15 protein-coding genes are annotated in these 18,874 nt (G+C 72.5%); 8 read left to right on the plus strand and 7 right to left on the minus strand.

Annotated features, from left to right (window positions below):
• Complete coding sequence (locus FHX73_RS14270; RefSeq protein ID WP_145905364.1) at positions 1 to 615, minus strand: HhH-GPD-type base excision DNA repair protein; 615 nt, start codon at positions 613 to 615, stop codon at positions 1 to 3.
• A 175-nt stretch (positions 616 to 790) separates the two neighbouring features.
• On the opposite strand from FHX73_RS14270, the gene FHX73_RS14275 reads away from it, so the two are divergent.
• The 4 genes from FHX73_RS14275 to FHX73_RS14290 are packed head-to-tail and all read left to right on the plus strand — an operon-like array spanning position 791 to position 5,986.
• Entirely contained in the window at positions 791 to 2,032 is a 1,242-nt protein-coding gene (locus FHX73_RS14275; protein ID WP_145905365.1) for a helix-turn-helix domain-containing protein, read from the plus strand.
• Between the two features lie 44 nt (positions 2,033 to 2,076).
• Complete coding sequence (locus FHX73_RS14280; RefSeq protein ID WP_145905366.1) at positions 2,077 to 2,760, plus strand: toll/interleukin-1 receptor domain-containing protein; 684 nt, start codon at positions 2,077 to 2,079, stop codon at positions 2,758 to 2,760.
• Positions 2,757 to 4,649, plus strand: coding sequence for a hypothetical protein (locus FHX73_RS14285; protein ID WP_145905367.1), 1,893 nt, complete (start codon positions 2,757 to 2,759; stop codon positions 4,647 to 4,649). The genes FHX73_RS14280 and FHX73_RS14285 overlap by 4 nt, the downstream gene beginning before the upstream one ends.
• A complete protein-coding gene (locus FHX73_RS14290; RefSeq protein WP_145905368.1) occupies positions 4,646 to 5,986 on the plus strand; it encodes a hypothetical protein in 1,341 nt (446 codons plus the stop codon). The genes FHX73_RS14285 and FHX73_RS14290 overlap by 4 nt, the downstream gene beginning before the upstream one ends.
• Positions 5,987 to 6,017: 31 nt before the next feature.
• Here FHX73_RS14290 and FHX73_RS14295 read toward each other — a convergent pair whose 3' ends face one another.
• Positions 6,018 to 6,626, minus strand: coding sequence for an enoyl-CoA hydratase-related protein (locus FHX73_RS14295; RefSeq protein ID WP_145905369.1), 609 nt, complete (start codon positions 6,624 to 6,626; stop codon positions 6,018 to 6,020).
• Positions 6,627 to 6,642: 16 nt separating this feature from the next.
• Positions 6,643 to 7,500: an SCO6745 family protein gene (locus FHX73_RS14300; protein ID WP_145905370.1), complete on the minus strand. Its 858-nt coding sequence runs from the start codon at positions 7,498 to 7,500 to the stop codon at positions 6,643 to 6,645.
• A 117-nt stretch (positions 7,501 to 7,617) separates the two neighbouring features.
• On the opposite strand from FHX73_RS14300, the gene FHX73_RS14305 reads away from it, so the two are divergent.
• On the plus strand, positions 7,618 to 9,168 hold the full coding sequence (locus FHX73_RS14305) for an aminotransferase-like domain-containing protein (RefSeq protein WP_145905371.1): 1,551 nt from the start codon (positions 7,618 to 7,620) through the stop codon (positions 9,166 to 9,168).
• Between the two features lie 176 nt (positions 9,169 to 9,344).
• A complete protein-coding gene (locus tag FHX73_RS14310; RefSeq protein ID WP_145905372.1) occupies positions 9,345 to 10,838 on the plus strand; it encodes an amino acid permease in 1,494 nt (497 codons plus the stop codon).
• A gap of 93 nt (positions 10,839 to 10,931) precedes the next feature.
• Here the strand turns inward: FHX73_RS14310 and FHX73_RS14315 are convergent, their stop codons facing one another.
• Positions 10,932 to 11,801, minus strand: a complete 870-nt coding sequence (locus FHX73_RS14315) for an isocitrate lyase/PEP mutase family protein (RefSeq protein WP_145905373.1) — start codon at positions 11,799 to 11,801, stop codon at positions 10,932 to 10,934.
• Between the two features lie 164 nt (positions 11,802 to 11,965).
• Positions 11,966 to 12,742: a class I SAM-dependent methyltransferase gene (locus FHX73_RS14320; RefSeq protein ID WP_145905374.1), complete on the minus strand. Its 777-nt coding sequence runs from the start codon at positions 12,740 to 12,742 to the stop codon at positions 11,966 to 11,968.
• Positions 12,743 to 12,998: 256 nt separating this feature from the next.
• On the opposite strand from FHX73_RS14320, the gene FHX73_RS14325 reads away from it, so the two are divergent.
• Both FHX73_RS14325 and FHX73_RS14330 read left to right on the plus strand, forming a co-directional pair.
• On the plus strand, positions 12,999 to 14,276 hold the full coding sequence (locus tag FHX73_RS14325; protein ID WP_145905375.1) for an FAD-dependent monooxygenase: 1,278 nt from the start codon (positions 12,999 to 13,001) through the stop codon (positions 14,274 to 14,276).
• A gap of 244 nt (positions 14,277 to 14,520) precedes the next feature.
• Complete coding sequence (locus tag FHX73_RS14330) at positions 14,521 to 15,348, plus strand: DMT family transporter (protein ID WP_211786196.1); 828 nt, start codon at positions 14,521 to 14,523, stop codon at positions 15,346 to 15,348.
• A gap of 95 nt (positions 15,349 to 15,443) precedes the next feature.
• Here FHX73_RS14330 and FHX73_RS14335 read toward each other — a convergent pair whose 3' ends face one another.
• Complete coding sequence (locus FHX73_RS14335) at positions 15,444 to 17,819, minus strand: ABC transporter permease (RefSeq protein ID WP_145905377.1); 2,376 nt, start codon at positions 17,817 to 17,819, stop codon at positions 15,444 to 15,446.
• Positions 17,816 to 18,505 carry an ABC transporter ATP-binding protein gene (locus tag FHX73_RS14340; RefSeq protein ID WP_145905378.1) on the minus strand — a complete coding sequence of 230 codons (690 nt, stop codon included), beginning with the start codon at positions 18,503 to 18,505 and terminating at the stop codon, positions 17,816 to 17,818. Before FHX73_RS14340 ends, FHX73_RS14335 begins: the two co-directional genes overlap by 4 nt.
• Positions 18,506 to 18,874: the final 369 nt, after the last annotated feature.

An 18,874-nucleotide genomic window follows, 5' to 3' on the forward strand; every position in this document is an offset into this window, starting at 1 on the left:
CTACTCCGCTTCCGCGGCCTTGGCGGTCTTGGCAGTCTTGGCGGCCTTCGCGGCCGCCTTGGCCTGCTGCTTGTACGCACGGACCTCGCCCAGCGTGGCGGGGTCCGTGATGTCGGCGACCGACCGGTGGCAGCCCTCCTCCCCGTAGGCGCCCGCCGCCTCCCGCCACCCGGTCGGCCGCACCCCCAACTGCTTGCCGAGCAGCGCCAGGAAGATCTGCGACTTCTGCGCCCCGTACCCCGGCAGCGCGTTCAGCCGGCGCAACAGCTCCGCCCCGCTCGCCGCGCCCCGCCACACCGCCTCGGCATCCCCGTCGTACTCCGCCACCAGGAACTGGCACAACTGCTGCACCCGCTTGGCCATCGACCCCGGATACCGGTGCACCGCCGGCTTCTCGGCCACCAGCGCCGCGAACTCCTCCGGATCGAACTCCGCGATCCGCCGCACATCCAGATCCGTCGCCCCCATCCGCCGCGCGATCGTCCACGGCCCGCTGAACGCCTGCTCCATCGGCACCTGCTGATCCAGCAGCATCCCCGTGAGCAGCGCCAACGGACTACGACTCAGCAGCTCATCGGCATCAGCCTGCTGCGCGAGGTGAAGGGAGACGGCCATGCCCCCATGATGACCACCCGTCAGCTCCGGGCAACTCGACCGGCCGTGGGGAGGGGCGGAAAGAGGAAACGGGAAACCCGTCCGATCCGGTTTCCGGTTCCGGGTCGCGTGCCAGACTTCAAGCCAGGGACGAGGGGGAGCGTCCGAGACTCATGGAGAAGGGGGTGTCATGGGCATGTCTGAAAACCTCGGAGCGGAACTGCGACGCCTGCGACTGGCAGCGGGCCTGTCGCTGACCCAGCTGGGCGAGCGGCTGAGCTACAGCAAGGGCCACCTCAGCAAGATCGAACGTGGCCAGAAGACGCCACCCGTGGAACTGGTCCGCCGCTGCGACGCCCTGCTGCGGGCGGACGGGCGGCTGATCGCGCTCGCGCCGGCGGAACCGGTCCGCCGTCGCGGGGGTGCGGCGGACCTCGACCGGCGCCAGGCACTCGCGGTCGGTGCCGGCTCGCTGCTGGCGCTCGGCCTGGGGACCCCGGCCGGCGTGCCTGCCGCCGTACCCACCGTCGGGACCGCCGTCGAGACCACCGGGGCGTCCACCGTGCTCGGCGCCTTCCGGATCCAGTTCGACCAGATGCGCCGGCTCGGCCAGGTGCTCGCCCCGGGTGAGCTGCTGCCGATGCTCACGGCGCACACCGACACGCTGGCCGTGCGGGCCGCCGCGGTCGGCGACCGGGAGCGGAGGCCGCTGCTGGTGCTCGCCTCCCGGTACGCCGAATTCGCGGGCTGGATGGCCCAGGAGGCGGGCGACGACGCGACAGCGCTGCGCCTGACCGGCCGGGCAGTGGACCTGGCCGAGGCCGGCGGCGACCGGGACCTGGCCGGGTACGCCCTGGTCCGCCGCGGCCTGATCAGCTGCTACGCCGGTGACTCCGGCCAGACCGTCGGCCTGGCACAGCTGGCACAGCACCGGGCGCTGCCCACCCGGATCCGGGGGCTGGCGGCCCAGCGCGAGGCACAGGGACACGCGCTGGCCGGCGACCGGGACGCCTGCCTGCGCTCGTTGGACCTGGCCCGCACACTGCTCGCCCGGGCCGACGAACGTGACGGCAGCCCGACGCTCGGCACGACCAACCTGCCCGACCCGGCCGCCGTGGTGGCCGGCTGGTGCCTGCACGACCTGGGACGCCCGCACGAGGCGGCCGAGGTGCTCGACCGGGAGTGCGCCCGGATCGCCCCCGAGGCGCTGCGCACCCGCACCCGGTTCGGCATCCGCCGGGCCCTCGCCCACGCCGCCGCCGGCGAGGTCGAGCACGCCTGCGCGCTGGCGGCGGAACTGCTCGCACCGCAGAGCGCCGTGCCCTCGGCCACCGTCGCCCTCGACATCCGGCGGCTGGCCCGGGAGCTCTCCCGGTTCCCGTCCAGCCGCGCCGTCCGGGAGTTGCAGCCCGCCCTGGTGGCGGCGCTCGCCCACTGAACCACCGCCTTCGCCAATCCATCCGTACCGAGAGGTGATCAGCCATGCCCGAAATCTTCGTCAACTACCGCACCGGCGACGGCGACGAGGTCGCCACCACGATCGAGCGGGAGCTCTCCCGCCGCTTCGGCAGCGAGCGGATCTTCCGGGCCAGCAAGTCGATCCGCCCCGGCCAGCCGTTCCCGCAGGAACTGATCACCGCCGTTCGGCGCAGCAAGGTGCTGCTGGCGGTCATCGGCCCCGGCTGGTCCGCCGCACAGACAGCCGACGGCCGCCCCGCGCTCGCCGACCCCAACGACTGGATCCGGCGGGAGCTCCTGGAGGCCTTCGACACGGCCGCCCTGGTGATCCCGATCCTGGTCGGCCCGCAGACCCGGCTCAGCCGGGCCGGTCTGCCCGAGGACTTGCTGGACCTGGCCGACTGCCAGTACCTGCGCTACGCCAACCGGAACGCCGAGGCAGATCTGGCCCGGATCGGCGACGAACTCGCCGAAGCGGTACCGGAGCTGGCGGCAGTCGACGCCGACCGGAAGGACTCCGGGCCGGCGACGGCGAACGGGGTGGAGCAGCCGGTCAATCGGGCGGGCAACGCGGGGCGCGACATCAACCAGAGCCGGGACCGCAACTTCAACGTGCACGGCGGCACGGGCACGTACGTGGAGAACGCCTCCGGCCCGGTGAACACCGGGAGCGGCGATCAGTACAACGGCCGGGACCCGCGGCGGTGACCTGGATCGAGCAGGCCGCGGGGCCGGTGAATGCGGGGTCGGGGGACCAGAACATCCTCTCCCTGGACATCAGCGAGGCACTGCGCAAGGAGCACGTCAATCCGCTCAAGCTGAACGGTGATCAACTCAGGCGACTCGCTTGGAACTTCGTACCTCCGCCACACTTCAACGACGCCTTCGAGCTGCTGGAGCAGCCCGGTTCCACCGTGCTGGTCAGCGGCGCACCGGGCAGCGGCCGCCACACCGCCGGACTCATGCTGCTCCGGCGGCTGCCCACCAGGCACGGTCGGCTGGAGGAGCTGACCGCCAGTGACGCGGACCGCGCCAACCGGCGGACCGACGGGCTCGAAGTCAGCGAGGAGGACCGCTTCCTGCTCGACCTCTCCACTTGCGGGGAGCAGGAGTTCCTGGCGGCGCTGCCCGGAGTGCGGGACTACCAGCACCAGGTGGCCGAGAAACTCGCCTGGTTGGTGGTTGTGCTTCCGGACGGCGTGAACCACCTGGTGCCCGCCGAGCTGGATCGGATCCGAGTCGAGCTCGGCCGGCCGCCCGGGCGCCGGGTGTTCATCAGGCATCTGAGGGGTCGTGAATTCGAGTACGCACCGGAGCTTCGCGAGCTCGACCACCCGTTCGACCAGGACAGCATGAACCGACTGGCGCTGCTGGCCGCCGAGTTCGTCCGGCAGTGGAAGAACCGGCCGCTGGACGAGTTCCAGGAGTGGTGGCGCAGAGCCACCGAAACCATGCACGACCACCGTGAGGCGGTGGCGCGCAAGGTCGCGGAGTACGACGGCGACCAGCGGGCGGTGCTGCTCACTGTGGCCCTGCTGCACGGGGCGCCGGCGGATGCGGTGTCGGAGGCGATCGACTGGCTCTGCACGGAATTAGGGCATCCGGTGGGGGAAGGCATCGGTCTGGCCAGGCTCGGTCTCGTGCAGGTGCTGCACAGCGTCGGCGCCAAGGTGGAGGACGAGCGGGTCCGGTTCGAGATCCCCTCGTTCGACCACGCGGTCCGGGCCTACTTCTGGGCCAACTATCGCGATCTGCGCGAGCATTTCGGCACGTGGGCCGCGAGGTGCGTGACCGGCGGCCTGCTGTCCGACGCGGATCGCCTGCAGGTGGTGGACCGGTACGCGACGGCGGCCCTGACCGCCGGCAACCCGGGGGCCGTGTGGGACAACGCGATCGGCTGGTCGGGAGTCGCGCTGCTGCCGGAGGCCGCGCGGGTCATCCAACAGGGGCTGGCCCACGAGAAGCACGGGGGCCTGTTCCGGCTGAGGATGCGGGAGGCAGCGGCTGATCCGAAGTCCACCCCCGCGCTCGCCCGAGTGCTCACCACTCTCTGTGTCGACGTGCTGGCCGACTCCCATCCCGACCAAGCCGTCGTGCGCCTGCACCACCTGGCGCGCCGCGCCGACGGGGACGTCGCGCGAACCGAACTGTTCAAGTTGGTGCACGGCGACCGCCGGCTCTACTGGCTGCTGCTCGGGCGGTTGACGAGCGGTGAGGTGCGGCGGTCGGCAGACCTCGGGCTCTTCCTCGAACTCGTCGATCCCGAGGTGTTGTTGACGGCTGGATCGATCCCCTGGGAGAGCCTGCGCCAGGGCTGGCGGGTCGTCATGTCGGAGTCGCCGGCAGTCGCGTCGTGGGCGCCCCGGGCGCACAGCTGGCTGGCAGCCGCCGACCGCTCGGACTCACTGCTGCCCACGCTGGTCGCCGCCGCCGAGGGGGACCGCAGCCTGCTCGACCGGCTCTACCTGGTGGCCGTCGACTGGCGTCCGCCGGACGGGGACTCGCGGGGGGCCGTTCGGTTGCGGCAGTTGATCGACGTCGCACAGGGCCTGCGGCCGCTCGGCCCGGGTCACCACAATCCTCAGGAGGAGACGTGAACTTCCGCAACCACAAGGCGCTGTTGGCGCTGCTGATGGTGCTGATCGGTTTGTTGCCGGTGCTGGTCGGGCGTCTGGTCGGCGGCAACATCTGGCTCTGGACCGGGTTCGGTGCGGCGTTGGCGGCCGCGGTGCCGGTGCTGCTGGCGCGCATGGCCGGTGCCGCTCCGCTGGCTGACCCGTTCGACGGTGGGCTCTACGGTGGCGGCTCGCCGGGTGAGGAGTTCGCCGCCGCGCCGCCGTCCCAGGAGAGCTACTCGCCGCCGCCGGAGCAGCCCTTCCGCGAGGTGAAGTTGGAGCGGGTGCCGCTGCCCAGCCTGAACCCCGAGTACGACTTCCTGGTCTCGATGACGGTCTGGTGGCGCCCGGTGCGGAACGTCGGGGCCGCGCCGCACGTCAATCCCCGGGCCCTGGCGGTGGACTGGATGATCGCGCGGGCGAAGTCGATCACCGAGGGGGAGCAGCCCCGGCGGTGCGACCTGGTCCAGCGCCGGCTCGAAGGAGCCCTGGGATCACAGGCGTTGGACGGTTCGGCACGGGTCGAGGCCGGCGCCGGGAACATCTCCCTGACGCTGGCCAGCGTCGACCAGGAGCACTTGGAGCACCTGGCCAAGATCCGCCGAGCGGTCGAGAGCTGGGACGCCGAACGGCGTCATGAAAAGAACCGCCGCTCCTACCTGGGCGACGACGTGCTCAAGTCCCCCGGCAGTGCCGTGGTGTGGTGGCTCTCCCGGCAGGCGGAGCGGGGTGACCACCTGGATGTCGAGAAGGTCGTCGAACTGATCGGGCCGCTCGCCGAGTTGGCGGCCGCCGCGAACAACTCGCCGGTGCCCGAGGCGTTCCGCCACCTCGTTCGGGACGTCTCGGAGGGGGCGGACGATCCTGACCTGGTCGATGAGCTCCGGGAGGCCGTCCGGCAGGGCCTGATCGAGGGGTTCTACGAGGCCGCCGTCAATCGTCCGGCCCCGGCCGGCGAACCGGCGGCGGCGGATCCGACCGGTGACCCGCTGCGGGACTCGTTGGACGAATTCCTCGAAGAACTCGGTCTCCAGCCCGACTCGGACGCCCGGCGGGTGGCGGCCCACCGGCTCGCCGACCTGGCCGAGCACGTCGGCAAGACGGACGCGGCGGCCAGGATCCGGGGCTGGGACGGCGGGCCGGAGGAGGAGCCGCCGCCTGCCCCGGTGGCGACCGGGCCCTCGGCACCGACGGGCCGGGTGTGGCAGGCGGGGCCGTCGGGTCCGGCGGAGGAGGTTGAGGTGGAGTGGCCGTTGGCGGCCCCGCAGGCGCCCGAGGACGGGCCCGAGGGCGGGGGCTCGTGGAGCACTGCCGACTGACGGTGCTTCGGGCAGGGGCCTCGCGCCGGGATCACTGATGGCGACTCAGGAAGTTGGCGACGCCCTGGTGGACGCCGGTCGCGGGGATGGTGGCGGCGAAGAGGGTGGCCTCGGTGGCGAGGGCTTCGTCGATGGGGAGGTTGAGGCCGAGGGCGGCGGCGCGGTGGGCGTCGATCGGGTCTCCGGTGAGGATCGGCTCCAGGGCCCGCTTGCGGCCCAGGTGGCGGGGGAGGCGCTGGGAGCCGCCGAACGGGAGTGGGAAGCCGAGGCCGATCTCCGGCTTGGCGAACCGGGCCGTGTTCGCGGCCAGGGCGAGCGGGGCGGCCTCGGCGAGCTCGCAGCCGCCGTCGTAGGCGAGGCCGTTGACGGCGGCGATCAGCGGCTTCGGGAAGTTCTCGATCCGCCTGGTGATCCCGTGACCGCGCCGCACCACCTCGCGCAGGGCGCGGGCCGGCCCGCCGGCGATGCTGGTGGCGAGGTCGCCGATGACGGCGCGGACGGTGTCGTCGGCCTCGGCCCGGTCCAGGGCGGCGTCGAGGGCGTCGATCAGGGCGTAGCTGAGGGCGTTGAGCTTCTCCGGCCGGTTCAGCGTGAGGGTGGTGACCGGGCCGTCGGTGCTGGTCAGGACGAGGGCGGGCACGGTGGCACTTCAGGGTTCAGGGGCGGGGGACGCCGACCGGGTTGGGCAGTGGGAAGACCCCGGTGTCGACCAGGTGGCGGCTGAGCGGGGTGGCGAGCTCGATCACCTCGGCCACGCCGGACTCGCCGAGCAGCATCACCGGGTCGGCGGCGAGCCGGTCGGTGGTGGTCTCCAGGTCGCGGCGCAGCGTGCCGCCGGCCTTGGTGAGCCGGCCGCCGCGGTCGAGCAGGCCGCGGGCGACCAGTCGGCGGCGGGCCTGCTCCCACTCCTCGTCCGTCCAGCCGCGGGTGCCCTGGATCACCTCGGCGGTGACGTCGCCGGTGGCCACGTGGGTGAGGCCGGCCTCCAGGCCGGTGAGGTCGGCGTGCGCCACCGCGATCACGTGTCCGTCGCCGCGGTGCTCGCGCAGCACGGTGGTGGCGAGCCAGAGGCGGGTGAGCAGGTCGTCCGGGGGCGGCACGGCGGACCAGGCGGCGGCCAGCGGGCGGCCCTCGAAGCCGCAGCCGGTGACGGCGAGTTCGAGCAGTTCGACGAGGCGGGGCAGGCCGGCGCGGTCGGCGGGCAGGGTGCGGTCGAGGGCCTCGCGGGTCGCGGGGAGGCGGGCCCGGAGCACCTGTTCCGGGCTGACCTGCCGCCAGGCCTCGGGCAGGGCATGGCCGGTCTTCGCCGGGGAGAAGGCGAAGAAGAGGGCGGCCGCCGCCGGTCCGCCGACCGGGCCGAGCGGTGCGACCCGGCCGGCGAAGTAGCCCGTCCACCACTTCGCCAGGCCGAGGGCGCGGGTGACCTCGGCGGGCTCCGGGGTGAAGTAGGTGACGCAGTGGACGGGTTCGAAGGACTGCCAGAAGCGGCGGGCGAGGGTGGGGCTGGGTGGCATCGGCGGCACCTTTCGTGAGGGGCGCTGGGGATGAGGGGGACTTGAGGGGTCCGGTCGGCGCGATGAGTTCCAGGGTGGCGGTTGTCCGGCACGGCGGGACAGTGCCAATCTGACCGAATGGACCAGGATCTCGGCTGGTGGGTGCGGATCGCGTTGGACGGCTGGCAGCGCCGGTCCGGACCGCGTTACCGGCGGTTGGCCGAGGCGCTGGCCGGGGCGCTGGGGGTGGCGCTCCGGCAGCGGGAGCTGGCACCGGGCGACCGGCTGCCGCCGGAGCGGGTGCTGGCCGACGCGCTGGCGCTCAGCCGGGGCACGGTGGTGCGCGCGTACGAGGAGCTGGCGGCGGCGGGTGTGGTGGAGCGGCGTCAGGGTGCGGGGACGTACGTCAGGCCGAGGCCGGCCTGGACGTCGGACGGGCCGACGTTCGGGTATCCGTTCGGGCCGGATGTGGGCGCGGGTGGCGCGGGTGGCGCGGGTGGTGGGGGCGCTGGGGGCGCTGGGGACGGTGGGGATGGTGGGGACGGCGGGGAGGCGGGCGTTGATGGTTCGGCGTCGGAAGTCGAGTTGATCGACCTTTCGCTTCCGGTGCCCGCCGCGACCGGACACCTGCCGCAGATCGGCCCGCTGCCGTCGCTGGAGGACTACGGTCACGGCGTCCACCCCGCCGGTCTGCCAGAGCTGCGGGCCGCGCTGGCGCACTACCTGACGGAGCGCCAGCTGCTGCCCACCACGCCCGACCAGCTGATCGTCACCTCGGGCAGCCAGCAGGCGCTGGCGCTGCTGGCCGGTGCGTTGCTCGGACCGGGGCGGGCCGTGGTCACCGGCTGTCCGACCCGGCCCGGGCTGGCCGAGCTGGCGGCGGACCGGCAGGCCCGGCTGGTCGGCGTGCCGCTCGGCCCCGGGCAGCGACTGGACCCGGCGGCCGTGGAGCGCGCCGCGCGGCGCTCGCCCGGGGCCGTGGTGCAGTTCGACGCCGCCCTGCACCGCTTGGCCGGCCCGGCCCGGGGCGAGCTGGTGGCCGCCGCCCGGCGCTGCTCGGCGGTGCTGGTCGAGGACCTCTCCCAGGTGGTGCGTGCCGTCGAGCCGCCGTTGGCCGCGCTGGACCCGGCCGTGGTCGCCGTCGGCTCGCTCTCCGCGACCTTCTGGGCGGGCCTGCGGATCGGCTGGTTGCGGGCCCCTCGACCGCTGCACGACCAGCTGCTGCGGCTGCGCCGGGCGGCCGACCTGGCGCCGTCGGTGCCCGCTCAGCTGCTGGCCTGCGCGTTGCTCAGGGCGGCCGACCCGGCCTGGTACCGGTCCCTGGAACGGGCGCTGACCGAGCGTCGGGAGCTGGTGCGCCGCCTGCTCGCCGAGCAGCTGCCGGCCTGGCGGCCCGAGCCGCTCCCGGACGGGCCGGTGGGGGCGGTGGGGGCGCCGAGTGGCTGCGCGCCGGAGGGGCCGGCGCTCTGGGTGCGGTTGCCGGTGGCGGAGACCGGGACCTTCGCGCACCTGGCCGAGACCCGGTTCGGCGTGCGCACCACCCCCGGCGCGCTCGCCTGCGCGGACGGCCGCCACCTGGACGCGCTCCGGCTCGGCTGCGCCCAGTCGCCCGGCACGCTGGAGGCCGCCGTGGACCGGCTCCGGGCCGCCTGGGAGGAGCACAGCCGACGGCTGGCGGCCAGCCCCTGAAATGCGGTCGGCCGATCGGAAATTGTCACGATCTCGATATCTACCGGCGCGTACCCTCAGATCATCCTCAATAAATCCGGCGGATTGTCTGATGGGGGTTACTGGGATTTACGTTCCGAGTTACTTTCCTGCCGTGCGCGGGAACACCCCCCACCGCGCAGGAAAGGCAGTCACCCATGAGCACGGACGCCCCCAAGCGCCCAACGAGCGCGAACGTGGCTGGTCACGGAACCGGCGACCACCTACAGGCCGGCCTGAAGAACCGTCATCTGTCCATGATCGCGATCGGCGGCGTGATCGGCGCCGGCCTGTTCGTCGGCTCCGGTGCCGGAATCGCGGCCACCGGTCCCGGCATCCTGCTCTCCTACGCGCTGGCCGGCGTGCTGGTGGTGCTGGTGATGCGGATGCTCGGCGAAATGGCGGCCGCCGATCCGCAGAGCGGTTCGTTCTCCGCCTACGCGGACCGGGCGCTCGGCCGCTGGGCCGGATTCACCATCGGGTGGCTGTACTGGTTCTTCTGGGTGGTGGTGCTGGCCGTCGAGGCGACCGCCGGGGCCAAGATCCTCAACGGCTGGCTGCCCGGCGTGCCGCAGTGGGCGTTCGCGCTGCTGGTGATGGCGGTGCTGACCGCGACCAACCTGTTCTCGGTCGCCTCCTACGGCGAGTTCGAGTTCTGGTTCGCCGGGATCAAGGTGGTCGCGATCGCCGCGTTCATCGTGATCGGCGCGCTCGCCGTGTTCGGCGTGCTGCCCGGGACCCACGCGGTCGGCACCAGCAACCTGGTCGGCCACCACGGTTTCCTCCCGCACGGCGTCGGCGCGGTCTTCACCGGCATGCTGACCGTGGTGTTCGCCTTCATGGGCAGTGAGATCGTCACCCTGGCGGCCGGCGAGTCGGCCGACCCCGAACGGGCCGTCAGCAAGGCCACGAACAGCGTGATCTGGCGGATCGGCATCTTCTACCTGGGCTCGATCCTGATCGTGGTGACCCTGCTGCCCTGGGACTCCGCCTCGGTGAAGGGCAGCCCGTACGTCGCCGTGCTGGAGCACGTGGGCATCCCCGGTGCCGGCCAGGTGATGAACGTGATCGTGCTGACCGCCGTGCTCTCCTGCCTCAACTCCGGCCTGTACACCGCCTCCCGGATGGCCTTCTCGCTCGGCCGGCGGGGCGACGCGCCGGCCTCCTTCGCCCGGGTGACCGGCCGGGGCGTGCCGCGCACGGCGATCCTCGCCTCGGTGGTCTTCGGCTTCGTCGCGGTGTTCTTCAACTACACCTCGCCCGGCACCGTCTTCCAGTTCCTGCTGAACTCCTCGGGCGCGGTGGCGCTCTTCGTCTGGCTGGTGATCTGCTGCTCGCAGCTGCGGATGCGCAAGATCATCGAGCGCGAGGCGCCGGAGCGGCTCACCGTGCGGATGTGGCTCTACCCGTACCTGAGCTGGGTGGCCATCGGCCTGATCGTGTTCGTGATCGGCTACATGTTCACCACCCACGACGGCCGGGTGCAGATGGTCCTCTCGCTGGCGGCGGCCGTGGTGGTGCTGGTCGCGGCGCAGGTGGTGCAGGCCCGGCGGCGCTCGGTGGTTGGGGCGGACGCCGGGGCTGGGGCAGGGGCTGTCGCTGGGACGGGAGCCGGGGCTGAGGCCGGGGCGGAGGCTCCCGAGCAGGCGTGAGCCCCGGGGTGCCGGCCCGGCCGCGGGAGTGCGGCCGGGTCGGCGGGGAGGAGGAAGGGCGGTGGGTGGCGGGCCGGGTGGCCGGTCAGCCGTTCAGCCGTTCAGCAGGGCGTTCAGTTCCGGGTACGGGATCGCCTCGGCGACCTCGTCGTAGCTGCCCTGACGGTAGAGCTCGCGGGCGGCGCGGCGGACCACCGCGTACGCGCTCTCGGCCACCGCCGAGCCCAGGCTGACCCGGGCCACGCCGGCCTTGCCGAGCTCCTCGACGGTCGGTGCACCCGCGCCGACCAGCACGTTCAGCGGGACGGTCAGGCCGGCCGCGATCGCGCTCAGCTCGGCCGGGTCGGTCAGACCCGGGACGAAGACGCCGCTGGCGCCGGCCGCGACGTACGCCGCCGCGCGGTCCAGGGTCTCCTGGCGCCGGGCCTCGGCGTCGGCGCCGACCCCGCGCAGGTACGAGTCGATCCGGGCGTTGATGTAGAGCGGGATGCCCGCCGCGTCGGCCGCCGCCCGGGCCGCGGCCAGCCGCGCGGCCTGCTCGTCCACCGGCAGCAGCGGAGCGCGACCGGAGCGGTCGGAGTCCTCCAGGTTGATCCCGACGGCGCCGGCCGCCAGCACCGCCGCGACCGTCTCGCCGACGCCCGCCGGGCTGTCGGCGAACCCGTCCTCGATGTCGGCGGTCACCGGCAGCGCCACGGCGGCCGTGACCCGGGCGATCAACTCGACGGCCAGGGCGCGGCCGAGCTTGCCGCCGTCCGGGGTGCCGAGCGCCCACGCGACGCCCGCGCTGGTGGTGGCGATCGCCGGAGCGCCGGCCTCGGCGACGATCCGGGCGCCGGCCACGTCCCAGACGTTGGCCAGGGCGAGCGGGCGGTCGGCACGGTGCAGGGCGTGGAAGGCGAGCGCCTTCTCGTGCTGGGTGGCGGGCGGGGAGGCGGGCGCGGACTCGTTGATGTCGGTCATGACGCCAGTTCAGCAGGCGCGGGGCGCGGTTGTCGCGTGATTCAGCGTCAGGCGAATCGAACGTCCGTGTCGCCCGATCGCTTGCGGGCGCAGATAACCTGAGGGCCCTAGTTGCCCGAGGGCCCTCAGGTAACTTGAGGGCCCTGGTCACTTGCTGGTCTTGATCACTTGCGGGCCTCGATCAGGAACCGGGTGGTGGTGGCGACGAACGGTCCGTCGCGCCGGATCCGGGCGTCCAACTCGCGCAGGCGGTCGCGGTACTGGTCCACCGTGAAGCTGGGGACCATCCAGATGACCTTGCGCAGGAAGTAGACCACCGCGCCGACGTCGAAGAACTCGGTGCGCAGCCGCTCGAACCGCAGATCCACCACCTCCAGGCCGACCGCCTCGGCCTCCGCGCGCGCCCGCTCCGGGTCGCGGGCCTGCCGGACCTCCTCGGGGAGCGGGCCGAGGAAGTACTCGACCAGCTCGAACACGCTGGACGGGCCGACCTGTTGGGAGAAGTAGGCACCGCCCGGCCGGAGCACCCGGGCGATCTCCGCCCACCAGGTGGTCACCGGGTGTCGGCTGCTCACCAGGTCGAAGGCGTCGTCGCCGAACGGGAGCGGGGGCTCGTCCTGGTCCACCACGAGGGCGGCGCCGAGCGGGTGCAGCAGGGCGGTGGCCTTCGCGACGTTCGGCGGCCAGCTCTCGGTGGCCACGGTCAGCGGAGCCAGCTTCGGCAGACCGGCCAGCACCTCGCCGCCACCGGTCTGCAGGTCGAGCGCGGCACGCGCGCCGGCCATCCGCTCGCCGAGCAGGCGCTGGTAACCCCAGGACGGGCGCTGCTCGGTGGCGCGCCCGTCGAGCCAGGAGAAGTCCCAGCCGTCCACCGGCACGCTCTCGGCTTCGCTGATCAGGTCTTCGAAGCTGCGAGCGGCGCTGCTCGTGGAGTCAGTCATGCGTCCGGATTGTGCCAGGTGTGGATGGTGTACGCAGCGGATATTCGGGCGGGGCGCGGTGCGGTGCTGAGCTCAGCCATACGGAGAGCTTCTGACAGTGAGACCGGACTGCTCTTGGACGTATGGCCGGGGCCGGTCGCAGGGTGGAGGTGCGAGGTACGAGCTGCCAGGTACGGGTTACCGGGTGCGAGCTGCCAGGTACGAGGTGCCCGGTGCGAGCTACCGGGTCGGGCAAGTCGGGAGGCGGGAACCGGAGATGAAAGTACTGATCGCGGGTGCGGGCATCGGCGGACTGTGTGCGGCACTGAGCCTGGCCGAGGCCGGGATCGAGGTGACCGTGGTGGAGAGCGTGCGCGAGATCCGGCCGCTGGGCCTCGGGGTCAACCTGCAGCCCCACGCAGTACGGGAGTTGGTCGAGCTCGGACTGGGCGACGCGCTCGCCGCCGGCGGCATCGCGACCGCCGAGCACGTGTACACCGACGAGCGCGGTGCGGAGCTGTTCAGCGAGCCGCGCGGGGTGGCGGCCGGGTACCGGTGGCCGCAGTACTCGGTGCACCGGGGCGAGTTGCAACAGCTGCTGCTCGACGCGGTGCGCGAGCGGCTGGGCGCGGGAGCGGTGGTGACGGGCACTCGGGTGGTCGGGTTCGACAGCGGTGCCGACGGGGTGACGGTGCGTCTGGCTTCGCGTGGGTCGGTGGTCGGCGGAGCGGTGGTCGGCGGAGCGGTGGCTGGTGGTGGGGTGGTTGGTGATGGGGTGGATGGTGGGTCCGCTGAGGTGGCCTGCCGGGCGGACGTGCTGGTGGGGGCCGACGGGCTGCACTCCGCGGTGCGGGCGCAGTTGCATCCTGCGCAGGGACCGATGCTCTGGTCGGGGACGCTGATGTACCGCGGGGCGGTGGAGGCGGATCCGTATCTGACGGGTCGGTCGATGGTGATCTCCCAGGGGCCGGGGCGGGTCGCCTTCCTCGCGTACCCGATCTCGGGGCGGGCTGCGGACAGGGGGAGGTCGCTGGTCAACTGGGTTTGCCAGGTCCCGGTGGCGGAGCCCGGGCCGTTGCTCGGCGAGGCGGACTGGAACCGGCCGGTCGATCCGGCGGAGCTGCTCGACCACCTGGTGGGCTGGGAGGGGCACTGGCTCGACGTGCCCGCGCTGGTGCGGGCGAGCTCGCCGATCCTGCGCTTCCCCATGGTGGACCGGGAACCGCTCGCCTCCTGGGGCGGGGAGCGGGTCACCTTGCTCGGGGACGCGGCGCATCCGATGTACCCGGTGGGCGCCAACGGTGCCTCGCAGGCGATCGTCGATGCCCGGGTGCTGGCGTACCACCTGGCGAGCGGTGGGTCGGTCGGTGCGGCGCTGGCCGCCTACGAGCAGGAGCGGATCCCGGCCACGGCGGCGGTGGTGCGGGCCGCTCGGGTGATGCTCAACTCCGATGCGGCGGTGGGGGCGGTGACCGCGGACTACCGCCGGGCGACCGGGGCGGAGGTGGAGCGGCTGAACGCCCGGCCGTCGTTGACGCCGGCGGCGCGGGGGTGACGGGGCGGGAGTGGTCCATGGGTGGTCCAAGGGGGAGGGGGTCTGTGGCGGGAGAACCAGGTGCCAATGGCGGGCGAGCTGGTGGTTACGCTCGATGAACAGAGGCAAGTTGTATAGCCAACTTCTGGCTTTTTGCTCATGGGGTCGCGTAGTGTCCGGCGGGACGGGGGCTCGGCGACGGGCCTGAACAGTGGCGCTCGGCGCCGTGGTTACCGGACTTGGTGGGCTGAGGATGTCTCTAGGGGTGGCCGGACTGGTGCTCTGCGCCGCGATGCTGCACGCGACCTGGAACGCGATGTTGCGGACGCAGGCCGACCGGCTCTGGCTGGTGACGGTGATGAGCTTCGTCTCCACGGCGGTCAGCCTGCCTTTCCTGTTGGCCTTGCCGCTGCCGCATGCGGCGGCCTGGCCGTACTTGACGGTCTCGGCGGCGGTCCAGGTGCTCTACACGCTCTTCCTGCTGCTCTGCTACCGGGTGGCGGATCTCGGGTCGGTGTACCCGGTGATCCGCGGCTGCGTACCGCTGTTGGTCAGTGTCGGCGCCGCGGTGTTCGCGGGAGAACGCCCTGGCTGGCCGACGGTGTTGGGGATCGGACTGGTCTCGTTCGGGATCATGGCGATGGTGTTCGGCCGGCAGAACGGGGGGCCGAAGGCGTTCGGCCTCGCCGCTGTCACGGGCGCGATCATCGCGACGTACACCGTGATCGATGGTGTGGGCGTTCGGCTGGCGGGCGGTTCCTTCACTTACACCGCCTGGATCTTCACTGTGTACGGGATGCTGGTGCCAGTGGTCTACCTGGTGGCGCGGGGGCGCCTGGTGTTGCGGGGGAGGCGGGCGGAGATCCGGGTGGCCGGGCTCGCGGGGGTGGGGCAACTGGCCACCTACGCGATGATGATGTGGGCCTTCCGGCTCAGTCCGCTCGGGCCGGTCTCGGCGCTTCGGGAGACCAGCGTGGTGTTCGCCACGCTGATCGGCTGGCGGTTCCTGGGCGAGAAGCTGACCGCCGCACGACTGGGTGCCTGCGCGGCGATAGCGATGGGTGCGTGCTGCATCAGCTACTTCGCGAGCTGAGCCGATCCGTTCTCGGTTGGTGGGCGGCTCCTTCGGTGTTCCGGGGTGGACGGTGGATGTCCTGCTGCGCCTGCTGCTTGGTGCCTCCTACCTGGTCACTCGGTGCGCAGGGCGGTCGCGGTGCGGCTGCGGGCGACCCAGCCGGCCGGGAAGCAGGCGCCGACCAGGGCGATCACCAGGCCACCGAGCAACAGGGGGACGAGCACGAGCGGGTGGTAGACGTCGATGTCGGCGGCGGGGAGACGGGTGCCGGCGGCCCGGCCCATGGCTGGCAGCACGTAGTCGTGGAGGGCGATGCCGATGGGCACTCCGACCAGGCCCGCTAGCAGCCCGATCCCGGTGACCGAGCTGAGCACCAGGGCGAGCAGTTGTCGCGGGGACATGCCCAGCGCCTTGAACACCCCGAGGTCGTGGATCCGCTCGCGCAGGTCCAGCAGCACGGTGTTGAGGACGCCGAGCCCGGCCACCGTGATCAGCATCAGCGTGAGCATCAAGGCGAGCGCGTCCATGGAGATGACCATGCTGCCGGGGCCGCTGTTCCCGGGGAGCGGAGCGAGGCCGTAGGGGGCGAGGGACGTGGTCAGTCCTTGGAGGTAAGCCTGTTGGTCGGTACCGGGGGCCAGGTCGATGTCGTACTCGATGCTCTCGGGGACCAACTCGGTGCCGAGGGTGGTGAGGGAGCCTTGATCGGTCAGGATGAGCATGCCGGACTGGCTGACGCTGAAGGCCTCCCCGACGATCCTCACCCGCGCTGTGTGGCCGGCGTTGGCCAGGGTGACGCTGTCACCGACACGAGTGCCGGTGGCGGTCAGGAAGCCGGAGGGGACCACCGCCTCGCCCGGACCGCGGAACCACCGGCCGGAGACCATCTGGTAGGCGCCCCAGGAGTAGTCGCCGCGGTAGGCCAGCACGGTGGTGGGGCCGGCCAACCCCGCCACCGAGGCGGTGGTCTGCCCGTAGCTGAAGTACCGTCCGGTGCCGGGCTGCTTCGCGATCAGCGCCTCGACCGCCGGTAGGTTGGCGATGCTCGGGTCGTGCGTCGTGCCGGGGGCCTGGAGGCCCGGCGGCGGTACCGGGTTCACCGTCACCGCTCCGGGCGACCGGCGGTGCTGGCCGTTCTGGACGGCGTTGAGCGAGATGGCCAGCCCGGAGCCGAAGGTGGCTCCGATGGTGCCGAGGATCACGGCGGCGGCCATCGTGGCCGAGCGCCCCGGGTGGCTGAAGGGCCTTGCCAGGCCCAGCGCCACGGCTCTGGGGAGGGGCAGACGCGCGATCAGACGGCGGGCCGGAAGGCCGCGTCCAGTGGTCGGCGTCCGGCCGTTGCCGAGGGCTGTCACGGTTCGGAGCCAGCCGGCCCGCAGGGCCGGGACGAGCGCGGCGAGGGCGACGGCGGTCAGGGCCAGCGCGGCCACCGCCAGGTCGACCCACGGGTCGATGGTGGTGCTGCCGGCCACGCGGGCCGCGTCGGCCGATCCGAGCACTGGGATCGCCGCGAGGTTCCCGAGGAGCAGGCCGAGCACCGTGCCGGCCGCTGCCGGGATCAGCGCCAGACCGATGTAGGCCCGGACCACCTGTTCGGGGGTGAAGCCGACGGCCTTGAGGATCCCGATCCGTCTGGTGGCCGAACCGACTGCGCCGCTCACCACAACGCCGATGACCAGGACCGACATGCCGAGGCCGAGGACTCCGAAGCTGAGGAGGAAGGGCACGTAGGTGGCGGCGGTCCGTTCTGCCGCGAGCTTGACCTTGAGGTAGGAGGCCGCGCTGGTGAGCGAGCCGGCCGGCACCGCCGAGACCAGCAGGCTCCGGTCGGTGTTGAGCTGCTGATCGGTGGCCGCCTGGGTGAAGCGGTACAGCATCTGCTGGTCCGGGACCGCACCCGGTGCGAGGAGCGTGTGGAGCTCGGCGGGGGAGACCCAGCCATCGGCGCTCAAGCCGACGGACCTGGCCAGCCCGACCACGGTCAGTACCGGGGAACCGGGAAGGTCGGGGAAGTTCAGCCGGTCTCCCACGTTGGCGAGCGAGTTCTGGTCGTCCAGGACCACCTGGCCCGGGCCGGTGGACCAGTGGCCGGCGGTGACGACCAAGTCGTCCACCGGCCCGTCGGGATCGGCGCGGCCGACCAGCAGGACGGGCTGTGCGAGGTAGCCGACCGGCATGCCGGAGCTGTTGGGCCCGAATCTCGGCCGGACCTGCACCGCGGGATAGGGCCCGGCGGCGCCCGAGACTCCGGGGAGGCTTGTGGTGGAGGCGAGTTGAGTACTTGTCACCTTGAGGCCGTCGTACTGCGCGGTGAGGTGGGCGCCGCGCTGGGTGTTGAAGGCCTGGTCGAAGGGCCCGTGGCTGGCGGCCAGCAGGCCGGCTGCCAGGAGCGCGGCGGTGACCGCCATCATGGTGGTCAGCAGGATCAGCAGGCTCTGCAACCGGCGTCTGCCGACACCTGCGCGGACGACCTTGCCCAGCGCGCTCACCGGGCCACCGCCTCGACGTCGCGCGCGATGCGGCCGTCCACCAGCTCGATCGTCCGGGTGGCGCAGGAGGCGGCCAACCCCTGGTCGTGGGTGACGAGTACGAGGGTCTGGCCAGCGGCGTTGAGTTCGGCCAGCAGGTCTCGCACATCGGCTGCGGAGGAACTGTCCAGCGCGCCGGTGGGCTCGTCCGCCAACAGCAGCGGCGGACGGTTCATCAGCGCCCGTGCCACCGCCACACGCTGGCGCTGGCCGCCGGAGAGGCGGTTGGGGAGGGAGCCGGCGAACTCGGCGATGCCCAGTTGCTCCAGCAACTCGGTGCAGCGGGAGGCGGCTCGAGCCCGGGGCAGTCCGGCGAGCTGGGCGGGAAGCACGACGTTGTCACGGACCGTCAAGTCGTCCAGCAGGTTGAAGAACTGGAAGACCATGCCGACCCGCTCGCGCCGGTACTGGGCGAGGGCGGCCTCGCCCAACTGGTCGATCCGCTGGCCGGCGATCGAGACGGTGCCCTGGCTCGGCCGGTCCAGCCCGGCGATCAGGTTGAGCAGGGTGGACTTCCCGCTGCCCGAGCGGCCGAGCACGGCCAGTGCCTCGCCCTCGGCGACGTGGAGGGTCAACGCGGAGAGCGCCGGCCGACCTTGGCCGTAGCTCTTGCTCACTTGATCGAGTTGGATGATCGCGCTGGACATCGTGGCCTCCAAGGTGGTTCCGGTGGTGCCGACGCCTGGCGGCGGGACTCGGCAGGATCCGGCGGGTCCGATTGGATTCGATTGGGTTCGAAGGCAACGCTAGGTAGTCGGCCGGGTGCGCTGATATGGCCCTGGACGGTGTCTTGGGGGTGTATCTGAGTACACCTCGCTTTGGGGGCGTGAACCCCGTGCGGAGCCGATCCAGCGCAGGCCACACTGTTGGCGATCCCGAACGGTCATGGCGTCGAAGGGCTTCGGGCGTGGATGAGCACCGCGCCGAGTCGGAGGCGGGGCCGAGGTGCGGCGGAAGCGCCGTGGAAGCGATGCGGAAGCGGAGCGTGGCCGTGGGATCGCGAGGAAACGGACCCG

Source organism: Kitasatospora viridis (genome assembly GCF_007829815.1).
Classification (GTDB): domain Bacteria; phylum Actinomycetota; class Actinomycetes; order Streptomycetales; family Streptomycetaceae; genus Kitasatospora; species Kitasatospora viridis.